Source organism: Glaciimonas sp. PAMC28666 (assembly GCF_016917355.1).
Taxonomy (GTDB): Bacteria; Pseudomonadota; Gammaproteobacteria; order Burkholderiales; family Burkholderiaceae_D; genus Glaciimonas.
The window spans coordinates 1758267-1772196 of sequence record NZ_CP070304.1; the positions used below are offsets into that span (position 1 = coordinate 1758267).

The 13930-nt window shown below is 51.7% G+C and carries 14 protein-coding genes; 6 read left to right on the forward strand and 8 right to left on the reverse strand.

Annotation, left to right across the window (positions count from 1 at the left end; all coding sequences use genetic code 11):
- Nucleotides 1-35: 35 nt before the first annotated feature.
- The 3 genes from mreD to JQN73_RS07475 form a co-directional block, all read right to left on the reverse strand.
- A complete protein-coding gene (gene mreD / locus JQN73_RS07465) occupies nucleotides 36-548 on the reverse strand; it encodes a rod shape-determining protein MreD (protein WP_205322459.1) in 513 nt (170 codons plus the stop codon).
- Nucleotides 545-1609 (reverse strand): rod shape-determining protein MreC, encoded by a 1065-nt coding sequence (gene mreC / locus JQN73_RS07470; protein ID WP_205323240.1) that lies wholly within the window; start codon nucleotides 1607-1609, stop codon nucleotides 545-547. The genes mreD and mreC overlap by 4 nt, the downstream gene beginning before the upstream one ends.
- A 210-nt stretch (nucleotides 1610-1819) precedes the next feature.
- Nucleotides 1820-2863, reverse strand: coding sequence for a rod shape-determining protein (locus JQN73_RS07475; protein ID WP_168056397.1), 1044 nt, complete (start codon nucleotides 2861-2863; stop codon nucleotides 1820-1822).
- 410 nt (nucleotides 2864-3273) lie between these two features.
- On the opposite strand from JQN73_RS07475, the gene gatC reads away from it, so the two are divergent.
- From gatC to gatB, 4 genes are all read left to right on the forward strand, one after another.
- Entirely contained in the window at nucleotides 3274-3576 is a 303-nt protein-coding gene (gene gatC / locus JQN73_RS07480) for an Asp-tRNA(Asn)/Glu-tRNA(Gln) amidotransferase subunit GatC (RefSeq protein ID WP_205322460.1), read from the forward strand.
- 320 nt (nucleotides 3577-3896) lie between these two features.
- On the forward strand, nucleotides 3897-5366 hold the full coding sequence (gene gatA, locus JQN73_RS07485; protein WP_205322461.1) for an Asp-tRNA(Asn)/Glu-tRNA(Gln) amidotransferase subunit GatA: 1470 nt from the start codon (nucleotides 3897-3899) through the stop codon (nucleotides 5364-5366).
- Between the two features lie 14 nt (nucleotides 5367-5380).
- Nucleotides 5381-5899: a hypothetical protein gene (locus JQN73_RS07490; RefSeq protein WP_205322462.1), complete on the forward strand. Its 519-nt coding sequence runs from the start codon at nucleotides 5381-5383 to the stop codon at nucleotides 5897-5899.
- An 82-nt stretch (nucleotides 5900-5981) separates the two neighbouring features.
- Nucleotides 5982-7442, forward strand: coding sequence for an Asp-tRNA(Asn)/Glu-tRNA(Gln) amidotransferase subunit GatB (gene gatB / locus JQN73_RS07495; protein WP_205322463.1), 1461 nt, complete (start codon nucleotides 5982-5984; stop codon nucleotides 7440-7442).
- Nucleotides 7443-7608: 166 nt separating this feature from the next.
- Here the strand turns inward: gatB and JQN73_RS07500 are convergent, their stop codons facing one another.
- Both JQN73_RS07500 and pyrE read right to left on the reverse strand, forming a co-directional pair.
- Entirely contained in the window at nucleotides 7609-8310 is a 702-nt protein-coding gene (locus JQN73_RS07500; RefSeq protein WP_205322464.1) for a DUF4124 domain-containing protein, read from the reverse strand.
- A 181-nt stretch (nucleotides 8311-8491) separates the two neighbouring features.
- On the reverse strand, nucleotides 8492-9157 hold the full coding sequence (pyrE, locus tag JQN73_RS07505; RefSeq protein WP_205322465.1) for an orotate phosphoribosyltransferase: 666 nt from the start codon (nucleotides 9155-9157) through the stop codon (nucleotides 8492-8494).
- 269 nt (nucleotides 9158-9426) lie between these two features.
- Here pyrE and lipB point away from each other — a divergent pair, with 269 nt between their 5' ends.
- A complete protein-coding gene (lipB, locus tag JQN73_RS07510; protein WP_205322466.1) occupies nucleotides 9427-10074 on the forward strand; it encodes a lipoyl(octanoyl) transferase LipB in 648 nt (215 codons plus the stop codon).
- A gap of 27 nt (nucleotides 10075-10101) precedes the next feature.
- Nucleotides 10102-11136, forward strand: a complete 1035-nt coding sequence (gene lipA, locus JQN73_RS07515; protein ID WP_205322467.1) for a lipoyl synthase — start codon at nucleotides 10102-10104, stop codon at nucleotides 11134-11136.
- Nucleotides 11137-11203: 67 nt separating this feature from the next.
- Here the strand turns inward: lipA and JQN73_RS07520 are convergent, their stop codons facing one another.
- The 3 genes from JQN73_RS07520 to pxpA all read right to left on the reverse strand — a co-directional run bounded on the left by JQN73_RS07520 (nucleotide 11204) and on the right by pxpA (nucleotide 13897).
- On the reverse strand, nucleotides 11204-12160 hold the full coding sequence (locus JQN73_RS07520; protein WP_205322468.1) for a DUF979 domain-containing protein: 957 nt from the start codon (nucleotides 12158-12160) through the stop codon (nucleotides 11204-11206).
- Nucleotides 12157-12906 (reverse strand): DUF969 domain-containing protein, encoded by a 750-nt coding sequence (locus tag JQN73_RS07525; RefSeq protein ID WP_205322469.1) that lies wholly within the window; start codon nucleotides 12904-12906, stop codon nucleotides 12157-12159. The genes JQN73_RS07520 and JQN73_RS07525 overlap by 4 nt, the downstream gene beginning before the upstream one ends.
- Nucleotides 12907-13045: 139 nt before the next feature.
- A complete protein-coding gene (pxpA, locus tag JQN73_RS07530; protein WP_205323241.1) occupies nucleotides 13046-13897 on the reverse strand; it encodes a 5-oxoprolinase subunit PxpA in 852 nt (283 codons plus the stop codon).
- Between the last annotated feature and the right edge of the window lie 33 nt (nucleotides 13898-13930).

Consider the following 13930-nt stretch of genomic DNA (forward strand, 5'->3'; position numbering starts at 1 on the left):
GAATGGCGATCGCCGCCGTAAGGAGCGACGCATAATTAAATCGGACGATTGTCATCACGATTGATGGCACGTCGTTGCGGCGCTAGTAACATCCAGCTGAGCAACGGCCACAAAAGCATGCTGACCAGGCTTTCCGTGAAAAATAGCCATCCAGGAAACTTGCCGCTAATGATCAACCGCAAAACGAGTTGAACAGCTTGCGTCAATAACAGCAACGGTAGTATGTGCAGAGCCTGTCCCAATGGCGAAAACCATAATACGCGTCGGTGAATCATGATCGCGAAGTACGAAAGGAGTGTGTACGCCAGTGCATTTTGGCCCAACAGCGTTGCGTCATGCACGTCGACCAACAATCCCATGCAAAATGCGATAACGATGCCGATCTTGCGCGGCTGATGAATACTCCAAAATATCAACACCAGCGCGACAAAATCGGGAACACCCTGCATTTGTCCCCACGGCAGTATGTTCAGAAAAAAAGCCAACACCAGCGTAAGCCCGATAAAAAGCGGATTGGCCGGCAATAAAATGTAGTGAGGACGGCTCATCGACCACGTTCCTGTAGTTTTTTACGCGCCAGTTCAGCTTTTGCACTCTTCTCAACGGTCTTCACCGCATCTTTGTTAGCTTTTTTGTCCGCTTCACTCGCGGCGTTCGCTGCTTCCTGGGCTGCTTCTTGGGCTTTTTCTCGCGGACTGTCGGTCAACCGGCGCTTGCTCAATGTGTCGACTTTTCCATTACTTGCCTTCACTGCATCGTCGGGACGAGGAACCGGTTTGGGATCAACCAGTAAGATCAGCAGCTGCCTATGGCGGTCGATACCGGCTGCGGGCTCGCAAACGATATGTGCAAAAGCATCTGCAGATTTATTTTCAACTAACACCACTTTTGCCACCGTTAAACCTGGCGGATAAACGCCGTCAATACCCGAAGTCACCAATACGTCGTCTTTTTTAACATCTGCGTTGGCCGACATGAACCGTAAATCAAGGAAACCGGATTGGCCCCGACCATAGGCGACACTGCGCAACCCGTTCCGTAAAACCTGAACCGGAATTGCCTGATCTTTATCGGTTAATAATGTTATCTCAGAGGTAAATGGAAACACGCGTGTCACCTGCCCGACGATACCCGCGTCGTCAATAACGGGCTGACCGGCAACCACGCCTTGTTGCGAACCACGATCAACCACAACTTTGCGGGTGAATGGATCGCGAGCATCATAAAGAATTTCGCTCATCACCGATTTCACCGGCAATTGTTGTTGCGCGCCTAACAGCTTGCGCAGTTGAACGTTTTCCACCGCGAGCAACTGTGCTTGTTGCAATTGCTGCGCACGCGCAGCTTGCACTGTACGTAATTCGCGATTTTCTTTTTCTACGGAGGATAAGGTGGAGAAGTAATCGATCATGCGATAAGCAGCGTTACGCGGCACAAGGGCTATCGTCTGAACCGGATACAGCACTGTGCCCACAGTCTGCCGCAGAAACACGAGTGCGTGCAACCGTGCGTCGACGATCAGCAGTGTCAGCGCCAGCAACGTACAAACAATCGCCTTGCCGCGTGCCGAGGCACCTTGCTTAAAGAGTGGAGGCGGGCTGTATTCCATTGATGGCAAACAGGTTATCAGTGACTAAATGAAGAAGAGGATAGTACAAAACCACGCTGTGTGACGAACAATCCCGAAAGACCACCCACACCGGCGAATGTCAGGAATTATAACGACCGGCCGGGCGAACGCGGTCGGGCCGGCCAAAGGTATGCCGTTTACGCAGGGAGCCAAAGGCTTCCTGCGCGACAGCACGCCACGTCCACGAGATTACTCGTAAGAGAAAATCGAACCTAGCTTGTCCATCCGCTCTAGCGCCATACCAGAGCCGCGCACTACGCATGTCAGCGGATCTTCGGCAACAATCACCGGTAAGCCGGTTTCTTCCATCAGCAAACGATCCAGATCGCGCAGCAACGCGCCACCACCGGTCAACATCATGCCTTTTTCGGCGATATCCGCACCCAATTCAGGCGGCGTTTGCTCAAGCGCATTTTTTACAGCGGAAACGATGTTATTGAGCGGATCTGTCAGGGCTTCCAGAATTTCATTGCTGGAAATGGTGAACGACCGCGGAATACCTTCCGACAGGTTGCGTCCCTTTACTTCCATTTCCCTGACTTCAGAACCAGGGAAAGCAGAACCGATGGCTTTCTTGATCGCTTCCGCGGTTTGTTCACCAATTAACATGCCGTAGTTACGACGGATGTAATTGACAATCGCTTCGTCAAACTTATCACCGCCAACACGGACCGAACCTTTGTAGACCATACCGCCCAATGAAATAATGCCGACTTCAGTCGTGCCTCCGCCGATATCGACAACCATCGAGCCGGTCGCGTCCGATACCGGCAACCCGGCACCGATAGCTGCAGCCATCGGTTCTTCGATCAAAAATACCTGGGAAGCGCCGGCACCCAATGCCGATTCGCGAATCGCACGACGCTCAACCTGGGTTGAACCGCAAGGGACGCAAATGATAATCCGTGGCGATGGTCGAAACATTTTAGTGTCGTGCACCATGCGGATGAACTGCTTCAACATCTGCTCGGTGACAGTGAAATCGGCAATCACACCGTCTTTCATCGGCCGGATCGCCTCGATATTGCCAGGAACTTTTCCTAACATCTGCTTGGCTTCGCGCCCTACTGCCTGAATTGTTTTTTTACCATTGGGACCGCCTTGCTGGCGGATAGCGACAACGGACGGCTCGTCAAGAACGATACCTTTATCACGTACATAAATAAGCGTATTCGCGGTACCTAGATCAATCGCCAGATCGTTCGAGAAGTAACTGCGTAAAAATCCAAACATGAATTGTCCTGATGCGCAACAATGGTGCGCCTAAGCGTTGAATAAGGGGGGTCCCGGAGACTGTCAGGTCTACGGTACGTAGGTCCAACACTCTCCGGTATCAGCGCATGGCCAACTTCAGCGCTCTTTAAAATACGACTCACTGGCCAACCCTGAACCTGACACGTTCTGCAACGCGCCATGATTGCAATATTTGCAACTATTTCTCAGGTTGAATCCGGTTTCCGACTTTTTTAAAGCAGCACCTCTGCGACATGCGGCATGGACCCGACATTCTACCTTATAATTTGACAGACATTGATCGACAAAAGGCTAGAAATACTCGCTTTTTACAAAGCTTTAAGAAGTTTTACCGACATTAAAGTCCTTCACACAACACTTTCTGCAGCGCATTTTGCGCCATCCAAAATATGTCACTTGCCCTTTCAGACGTTAAACGTATTGCTAATCTAGCCCGTCTTGAGCTGACCGAGGACCAGGCTACGGCCACCTTGGATAAACTTAATGGCATTTTTTCATTGGTAGAACAGCTACGCGCCGTCGACACCGCGGGAGTTGAACCGTTAAGTCATCCGATCGCCGCCCTGCAGGCAGATCTTTCGCTGCGCCTGCGCGACGACATCGTTACCGAAACCAATCACCGTGAAGACTATCAACGCGCCGCACCGGCGACTGAGGATGGCCTCTATTTAGTGCCGAAAGTTATCGAATAATTTTCTCTTGAGAAATATAACGCAATGTGCGTTTCATTGCGTAAATCATTTGCATTGTTTTCATCGTTTTTTGAAATCACGGTCCAAAGTGGGCTTTCGGAGCTCGGACCAACATCCTGTTAAAAAAAACACAATGAAATGGCAAAACGGTACCAATTACGCAACAGTTACCGGCAGAAAGCCTTTAGCAACAGCATTGTTGCGGTCATCGCTATTCGTCCTTTATCAGCTTAATATTGACCGCCTGTATCCAAGCTAATTACTAGCAAATAATACAAGCAAATAAGTCATTCCTTATTTATCAGGCAAGTTTCCAACTCATGCATACAAAAACTCTTAAACAACTGTCAATACTGCTTCACGACAAGAAAATTTCTTCGGTGGAACTGACGACACAATTTTTGGCGCGTATTCAACAAAGCGATTTAAATGCTTTTCTACACGTAGAGCCAGAGTTAACGTTGCAGCAGGCGCGTGCCGCCGATCAGCGATTGGCACAAAATAACGCCACACCGCTGACCGGCCTGCCCATTGCGCATAAAGATATTTTTGTGACGCGCGACTGGCGCTCCACGGCTGGTTCCAAAATGCTGGAAAATTACGTTAGTCCTTTCGATGCAACCGTGGTGTCCCATTTTAAAGATGCCGGAATGGTGCATCTGGGCAAGCTCAACTGCGATGAATTTGCAATGGGTTCCTCCAATGAGAGTTCTTATTTCGGTGCGGTAAAAAACCCATGGGATAAAACGGCGATTCCTGGCGGCTCTTCTGGTGGTTCAGCCGCGGCTGTCGCAGCGCGTTTGACGCCAGCGGCGACTGCCACCGATACGGGCGGATCAATCCGGCAACCTGCATCGCTGTGCGGCGTCACCGGCATCAAACCTACATACGGCAGTGTTTCGCGGTTTGGCATGATCGCGTTTGCCTCGTCGCTGGACCAGGCTGGACCAATCGCTCAAACAGCAGAAGATTGCGCAATGTTGCTAAATGCGATGGTGGGTTTCGACGCGCGCGATTCAACCTGTCTGGAGCGACCGAAAGAAGACTTTACACGCGACTTGAATAACGACCTGAAAGGGTTGCGGATCGGTATTCCTAAAGAATATTTCAGTAGCGGCCTGGCACCTGACGTTGAACAGGCGGTTCGTGCAGCCTTGAATGAGTATGAAAAATTAGGTGCCGTTCTGGTCGATATTTCTCTGCCAAAAACCGAGTTATCGATTCCGGTCTATTACGTCATCGCGCCAGCTGAAGCATCCTCCAATCTGAGCCGTTTTGATGGCGTTCGGTATGGACATCGCGCTGCGAATTATAAAGATCTGGCGGACATGTATCAAAAGTCGCGGGCAGAGGGATTTGGCGAGGAAGTCAAACGCCGAATTTTGGTAGGCGCCTATGTTTTATCGCACGGTTATTACGATGCGTATTATTTGCAAGCGCAAAAAATCCGCCGACTGATCGCAGAGGATTTTCAGAAGGCGCTGACAGGTCCGAATCGTTTGTGCGATGTCATCATGGGGCCGGTATCGCCGACAGTGGCGTGGGATCTGGGGGCCAAGGCCAACGATCCTGTAGCGAATTACCTGGCCGATATTTATACCTTGTCGAGTAGCCTCGCCGGGCTGCCCGGCATGTCGATTCCCTGTGGTTTTGGTCAGGGCGAAAAAAATGCACATCGTCCGGTTGGATTGCAAATCATCGGGTCTTATTTTGACGAAGCCAGACTGCTTAATGTAGCGCACCAATTTCAGCGTGTAACCGACTGGCATTTGCGATCGCCAACTAATTAAAACGGGAACCGTTCATGCGCAACGTCCGCACTTTTTTGCACCGTTATTTTTTATCGATGCTGTTGTTACTGAGCATAACAGCATTATCGACACCGCTTTATGCACAGGAATTGCGGACCAAATTTGGCTGCAATACGACGCATACCGAAGGCGGTGAAAAAGTAATTTTGGCTGATGAGGGCGAAATTCATTTGGACGGCAACCAAATAAAGACCTTTAGATGGGAGTCGGACCAATACCGGACTTTGCACGGCTTCGATTGCAGCGTGGATGAAAGCGACGAACCGGTCGCTGTAGTGACGCAAAGTGGCGACAAACCCGGCTGGCGCATCACCCTAAAAGATCCGGTAGCGGCAAGAAATCGGCGTGGCTTTGACTTCTATAATCACGGCAAAAATTGCAGCATCCGCCTACAACGCGATGGCGACTCGTTAAGCATCAAACCGAGTTGTCCGGCGTTGTGCGGTTCGAGAGTAAATTTCACGGAATTGTCGGTGAATTTAAAAACCGGTACCTGCCGTCACGAAGAATAAACGCAACACTGCACGCGGTTGGTGAGATTGTCCTGACAATCTGAATAGCTACCGCGTGCGCACAAAAAGAAGCGAGAAAATTATGCAATGGGAAGTCGTCATCGGTCTGGAAACGCATGCGCAGCTTTCGACCAAATCAAAAATTTTTAGTGGATCATCTACCCTGTTTGGAGCCGAGCCGAATACGCAGGCTAGTCCGGTCGATCTGGCGTTACCAGGAGTATTGCCGGTACTTAATCGCGGTGCTGTGGAGCGCGCTATACAGTTTGGTCTGGCGGTGGATGCAGTCGTTGCAGCGCAGTCGGTTTTTGCGCGCAAGAACTACTTCTATCCCGATTTGCCGAAAGGCTATCAGATTAGCCAATTCGAGATTCCTGTGGTGCAGGGAGGCAAAGTTTCGTTCGTGATGGAAAAAGATGGGAAGAGCGAAATCCGTTCGGTCCAGTTAACCCGCGCGCATCTGGAAGAGGATGCGGGGAAATCACTCCACGAAGACTATCAGGGCATGACCGGCATCGACTTGAATCGTGCCGGCACACCATTGCTGGAAATCGTCACAGAACCGGATATGCGCAGTGCGGCGGAAGCCGTTGCTTACGCCAAATCGTTGCATGCGTTGGTCATGTGGCTGGGGATTTCCGACGGTAACATGCAAGAAGGCTCTTTCCGCTGCGACGCCAACGTTTCTGTACGTCCAGTCGGGCAAAAAGAATATGGCACACGCCGTGAAGTCAAGAATTTGAACTCGTTCCGCTTCCTCGAAGAAGCGATCAATTACGAAGTCCAGAATCAAATTGAAACGATCGAAGATGGCGGCACCATTCGTCAGGAAACACGCCTCTACGATCCGGATAAAAAAGAAACACGTTCAATGCGCAGCAAGGAAGACTCACAGGATTATCGTTATTTCCCTGATCCGGATTTGCCGCCGCTGGTTATTTCGCGTGAATGGGTCGAACGTGTCCGCGCGACCATGCCGGAATTACCCGGTGCGATGCGTGAACGCTTTATGCGTGATTACGGCCTGTCCGACTACGACGCAATCGTCTTGACGCAATCAAAGGCAATGGCGGCGTATTTTGAAGGCGTGGTATCAAAGGCAGGCAAAGAACAGGCTAAACCGGCTGCCAATTGGCTGATGGGCGATGTCTCATCAACCTTGCACCGTGAAGGCGTCGACATCAGCGAGGCTCCCGTCAACGCAATTCAATTTGCATTGTTGCTGCAACGTATCGCGGACGGCACCATTTCCAACAAAATAGCCAAAGAAGTCTTTGCCGCGATGTGGGATGCAAAAGCGCCGCAAGATACGTTAGCTGATGAAATCATCGAGAGCAAAGGTCTCAAGCAGATTTCCGATAGCGGAGCGCTGGAAAAAATCATCGATGAAGTATTGGCAGCCAATGCTAAATCGGTCGAAGAATTTCGTGCCGGGAAGGAAAAAGCCTTTAACGCTCTCATCGGCCAAGCTATGAAAGCGAGTAAAGGTAAAGCAAATCCTGCACAGCTAACGGAGTTGCTGAAACAGAAGTTGACATCCTAAGCGCACTAAATAAATAAGCAAAAAAAGTAACAGCGCCGGTTGATCAAACAAGTTGGATAGTTTGACTAACCGGCGTTATTACTCTCCTGGGTTGTCCGTGCAATCGGTGTTATTTACGGGTCCGCAAAAATACTCTTTTTCTGCCTTCTGCCTTCAAGCGTGCCGATTAGCGATTCGAAGAGTTTGCCTGATCCAGACTCAGGGTCCGGTACCGGGTTAAGGTCTCATCAAATTTCGCATTGATTCCAGCGGCTTCTTGCTGATGTTCACTCAAGCTGGTTTTACTTCCAACCAAGGCCTGTTGCGCATCGTCGATTTTCCATTGAACGGGCGCAGGAAGCTTTTTATTCTTATAAAATTCGGCATCCGCCTGTGCCGCTTTCAATTGCCCCTCAGCCTCTACAATTGACGCCTGATCGCGTTTAATCATATCTTGGGAGAGCGCCAGATAGTAGCGGCGCGATGCGGTGATATCGTTCTCGCTGCGATAACGCGCCATCAATGCCTTATCTTGCTGATGCTGCTCCTCCAGTGCCGCAGCCGCAATCCGATGTTTTTCCTCTTGCAGCTGCAGTTGATGTTTTTGTTCGGCATTTAATGGCGCCGGAATTTCGCGCCGGAGCAAACCGGCGTTACTGAGTTCACGCATAGCCCGATCAGCACATTCGGGAGTGGGATGATCGGAGGTTATAGTCCTCCCTGCCCCATCCTTGCAAATAAAAATTTGGCTGACCGCGGGCGACGGCAGCACGCAAATAAAGGCGATCGCATAAAAAGTCAGGCGAGCCAAATGAAACGCACCTCTGAAATGAGGCAGACGCGGTAAATTTAGGGGGGGGTTGAGTTGCACCTGTACGTCTGAATTCATGCGCCTATCCGCACCTTAACGTCACGAGTCGCTATTCCGGCTTCGCCTTCCATCACCTGTACCTTCACAAAATAGTGCACGTAACGACTTCCAAAATCGCGTCTCGTCCACGAAAAAAAACGTTTAGATTTGACTACTTCACCTCAGCAGACAACGTGAAGAACTCGTCTGCCCGCGCAAATCAGTTCACACCGTAACGCGTGCGATAGGTCGCAACCGCATCCTTGTATTGGGCTAACTGGGGGTCCGCACCGGCCGCCGAAATGTATGTCAGCAAATCATTCAAATTGCCGATTGAAATCACCGGCAATCCGAATTCCCGTCCTACCTCGTCGACCGCGGATTTTGCAGAAAGAGCATCATCTTTACCCGACCGCTCCATCCGATCAAGCGCAATCAGCACCGCACAAGGGGTCGCCCCGGCAGCGCGAATCATGGCGACTGACTCACGCACCGAAGTACCGGCCGAAATCACGTCATCAATAATCACCACGCGCCCTTGCAGCTTGGCGCCCACAATGGTGCCGCCCTCGCCGTGATCCTTGGCTTCCTTGCGGTTGTACGAAAACGCCACATTGCGTCCTTCTGCCGCCATCGCTACTGCAGTTGCCGAAGCCAGCGTAATGCCCTTGTAAGCAGGACCAAACAACATGTCGAACTCGACTCCGGAGTCCAATAAAGTGCGCGCATAAAACTGCGCTAATTGCGCCAGGGTCGCGCCCTCATTAAACAATCCGGCATTAAAAAAATAAGGCGATGTGCGCCCGGCCTTCGTCACAAAGTCGCCAAATCGCAAAACGCCGGAGGCCACAGAAAAGGCAATAAATTGTTGGCGTAAATTATTCAAAATAGATTCCAGAAAGTAAATATGAACATTAAAATAACAATAAGTGACAAATTTGGTCGCCTGTTTCGTTACTTATTTTGTCGAAAGGACCTCGATATTCGACACATTCTGTCATTTTAAATGGTGTTCGCGCCGCCGGGTAATGAAATGCAAACAATGTGCCTGTTTCAACCTAAGAGCGAATTGGGTAGTTCTATCGAGTTAAGTGTTGCCGCACTCTGACGGGTCGAAACTTACGACATTGCGCAATCTTCGGTACACTACGCCCTATGCCGCTTTCTTCCTCCCCCCAAATAGTTCAGCGTGGTAACGAACCGTATCAGGTCACTTTTGATGCCATGCGCGCCTATACTGACGCGCGCACATCAGCCACACCCGATCAGTTGTGGATCGTCGAACATCCGCCTGTCTTCACGCTAGGGCTAGCCGCCGACCCGAGCCATGTGCTGGCAGCGCATGCCATCCCAGTGGTACAGACCGATCGTGGGGGCGAGGTCACTTATCATGGCCCCGGGCAGGTAGTCGTCTACTTGCTGATCGACTTACGCCGCAAACGCGCAGAAAGCCGACTTTTTGCACGAGCATTCGTGCATGTTATCGAGCAAGCAGTGATCGAGACGCTCGCAGCGTATAATCTTGTTGGTGAGCGCAAACCCGGCGCGCCGGGTATTTACATGGCATCCGGTCCGTGGCAAGGGGCGAAGATCGCAGCGCTCGGGTTGAAAATTCGTGCCAGCGGCTGCACTTATCATGGCGTGTCGCTGAATGTTGCCATGGATTTGACGCCATTTTCCTGGATCAATCCGTGCGGCTACGAAGGTTTGGCTACTGTCGATATGAAAACGCTGGACGTTGATGCGGCTCTATCAACAGTGCAGTTAGCACTCGCTCACATACTGATCGAACGCCTCGGTTGATGTTCACCACTGAAGATTACTTAGACTATGACCACAGAAACTACTCCTCTACAAACTGCTGACATTGCTGAAATTGTTCGGCCCGCCAGTATTACCGCGCCGGCCCCCTATAATCCGCTGGAAAAGCAAAAAGGCGCTAGCAAAACGGCACGCATTCCGATCAAGATCATTCCGATTGAGCGCCTCAAGAAACCTGACTGGATACGCGTAAAAGCGGCGTCGCCCACCACCCGCTTCTACGAAATCAAAGACATTTTGCGCGCCAATAGCCTGGTGACGGTCTGCGAAGAAGCTAGCTGCCCGAACATCGGTGAGTGTTTCGGTAAAGGGACCGCGACCTTTATGATCATGGGCGACAAATGCACGCGTCGTTGCCCGTTCTGTGATGTCGGACACGGCCGCCCCGATCCGCTAGATGTCAACGAGCCAGAAAATCTGGCGAAAACCATCGCTGAATTACGACTGAGTTATGTGGTTATCACCAGCGTTGACCGGGATGATCTGCGCGATGGTGGCGCTGGCCATTTTGCTGAATGTATCCGTCGTGTGCGTGAATTGTCACCTAACACGCGCATTGAGATCCTGACGCCGGATTTCCGCGGTCGTATGGACCGTGCACTGGAAATACTGAACGCTGCACCGCCGGATGTGATGAACCACAACTTGGAAACTGCACCACGCCTGTACAAGGAGGCGCGCCCAGGATCTGATTATGACTATTCGCTAAATCTGCTCAAACGCTTTAAAGCGCTGCATCCGAATGTTCCGACCAAATCCGGGATCATGGTCGGCCTGGGTGAAACCGACGAAGAAGTGTTGCAAGTGATGCGTGACTTACGCGCCCACGACGTCGACATGCTGACTATCGGCCAATACCTGATGCCAAGCGGCAACCATTTACCGGTCCGCCGTTACGTACATCCTGATACCTTCAGGATGTACGAAGAAGAAGCTTACAAGATGGGCTTTGTCCATGCTGCAGTCGGGGCAATGGTACGTAGTTCGTATCATGCAGATGAGCAGGCGCACGATGTTTTGGCGGCTGCAGCACTGCCAAAATGACGGCTGTAGAAAGATAATAGAAATGAATGCAAAAGCGCCGATCTTGTCGGCGCTTCTGCATTTCCACTTATCGGTTCATCAGAAAATAAAGAAGGAATACGTTCACCACCAATAGCGTGAGTGCTGTTGGCAGCTGCGCTTTTATCACGGCATTGCGATCCGGCAATTCCAGTAACGCTGCAGGCACAATATTGAAGTTTGCCGCCATCGGCGTCATCAAGGTGCCGCAATAACCTGAAAACATTCCGATTGAGGCCATGACGGCGGGATTCGCGCCAAATACGCCGACGAGGACCGGTACGCCGACGCCGCCCGCCATCACCGGAAAGGCAGCAAAACCGTTACCCATCACGATCGTAAATAATGCCATGCCAAACACGTACACCATGACAGCGACAAATTTATAATCCATGTTGATGTACGACGTGGTGATATGCGCCACCGCCTTCCCGACCCCCGCATCCGAGAACACCAAACCCAGCATTCCGAGCATTTGCGGTAAAACCACGGCCCAGCCCAACGCTTCTGTCAGACGGCGCGATTCACGCATGGATTGAGCGGGCGTGTCATGGGTTAACCAGCAAGCGAGCCCGAGTGCGACGATACAACCAATACCAAGACTGACCAGCGTGGTATTTTTTGGGTCAAGCAAAAAACTATCTCCGATTTTGACGCTGTGCAGCAGCACAGTGCCGATCACCGTCACAATCGGGATCGCCAAAGCGGGGACGAATAATTTATTCCCAAGCCGGCCAGCACTGGCGCGCCGCGCCGCATCAGGAAGCTCAACGTGCTTGCCGGCGCCGACCCATCCAAGACCAGCGATCAGCGCCATCAGAATGACGCCAAGGCCGACCAGTGACGGAGGCAACCGGTCTCCGATTAAAAACGCGGCCGCGAATAATCCCCAAAATAAGCCGCTGGACCAACGCCGCGGATTTGTGCTGTCGCGTAAGGTCATGCCGGCGGTGATCGCGAGAATGATGCCTACCAGATAGTAAAGATAAGTGACGGAAATGATCATGACTTGGTCCCGTCCTGCTGAGGCTTGGCGGCTGTGGTCGTGGTTTTCCCGGCCGGCTGGTAATTCATCTCGCGGTCTAGCGCGGCGTCCAGCCGCGATAAGCGGTAGCCATGAACAATAAAGGCAGAAATCGCGGTTGGAATACCCCACAGCGCGATATGCAACGGCTCAACATCGATACCGGCCTCATGCAGAAAGGTCGACATGAGCACGATAGCGCCGAAGGCCACAAAAATATCCTCGCCGAAAAACAACCCAATATTGTCCGTAGCTGCAGCGTAGGCCCGTAACTTATACCGAACGGCATCGGTCAGTTTTCCATACCGGGTTTCGGCTGCGCCCTCGGTCATCGGTGCCAGCAACGGCCGAACCATTTGGGGATGTCCGCCCAGACTCGTCAATCCGATGGCAGCGGTTAACTCGCGCGCGGCCAGATAAACAATTAGCAGTCGGCCAGCGGTGGCCGACTTAATACGCGCTATCCAGTTTTGCGCGTGCAGTCGCAACCCGTGCCGCTCAAGCAGTCCGATAATAGCGAGCGGCAATAGAATAATTAAAGGCAAATTGCGGGTCTTGATAAACCCCGAGCCGATCTCTGCAAGCACCTTCTCGGCAGGAAATTGGGCGGCGATCCCGGTCACAATAGCAGCGACAGCGACCACGAGCATAGGATTAAAGCGAAAGACAAAACCCGCAATGATGACAACAACGCCGATTAACGGCCACAGACTGACAGCAGAATGCATAATATTTCCAATATGGTGATGGCTAAAGGATGGGTCATAGTTGCGTCGTTGATTGTCCTGTAGTTTTTGTCCTCATGGAGTGGTGGTATGGTGCATTGGTGCATTGGCTATATCCCATCGAGTAGCGCGCAACGATATTTTATTTCAATAAAGGAAACAGGGAATAACGATCTGTACTCGATACTGCAGCGCTCGCATGGTGCGCCGAGACGGTGATGCCCTCCTGCGCCAGATAAGCGCGAATACGCTGAGCAAATGCCAGTGCGTGCGCACCATCGCCATGCAAACAAACCGTATTCGCGGTCAACGGAACCCAACTTCCGTCTATCGCCTGCACTCTGCTATCTCGCACCATGCTGATCGTTTGCGCTAGTGCCTTCTCTTCGTCCTCGATCAAATCCCCGGTTGAGCCGCGTTTGACCAGACTGCCATCGGGGCTATAACCACGGTCGGCAAAAACCTCTTCAATCGCCGATAAGCCAGCCCGTTTCGCCGCCGCAATCAGTGCACTGTTTGCTAACCCGAAAAGGGCTAATGCCGGATCAAAATCTCGCACCGCAGCAACAACTGCATCGGCTAACGTAGGATCACGTGCAGCTTGGTTATACAGGGCACCGTGCGGCTTTACGTGCCTTAAGCGCGCGCCCTGTGCTTCTGCAATTGCAGCAAGTGCACCGATCTGGTAAAGGATGCCGCTATAAATCTCTTGCGCTGGCAGATGCATCTCGGTACGGCCAAAATTATCGGGATCCGGGAAACTGGGATGCGCGCCGATGGCAACGCCATACTGTATCGCCCAAGCGACGGTCTGCTGCATCAACCCAGCTCTACCTGCATGCCAGCCACAGGCAATATTGGCGGAACTGATCAATGCCAACAAAGCTTGATCGTTAGCGCCGCCCTCGCCGAGGTCAGCGTTAAGGTCTACAGAAAGGCGAGGCTCTGCACCTGAGGAAGACTGCTGGGCTAAGGGCTTGGCGGAAGTCACCATAGAAGCAGGTGATAAGCCGGACTCCGAAACATC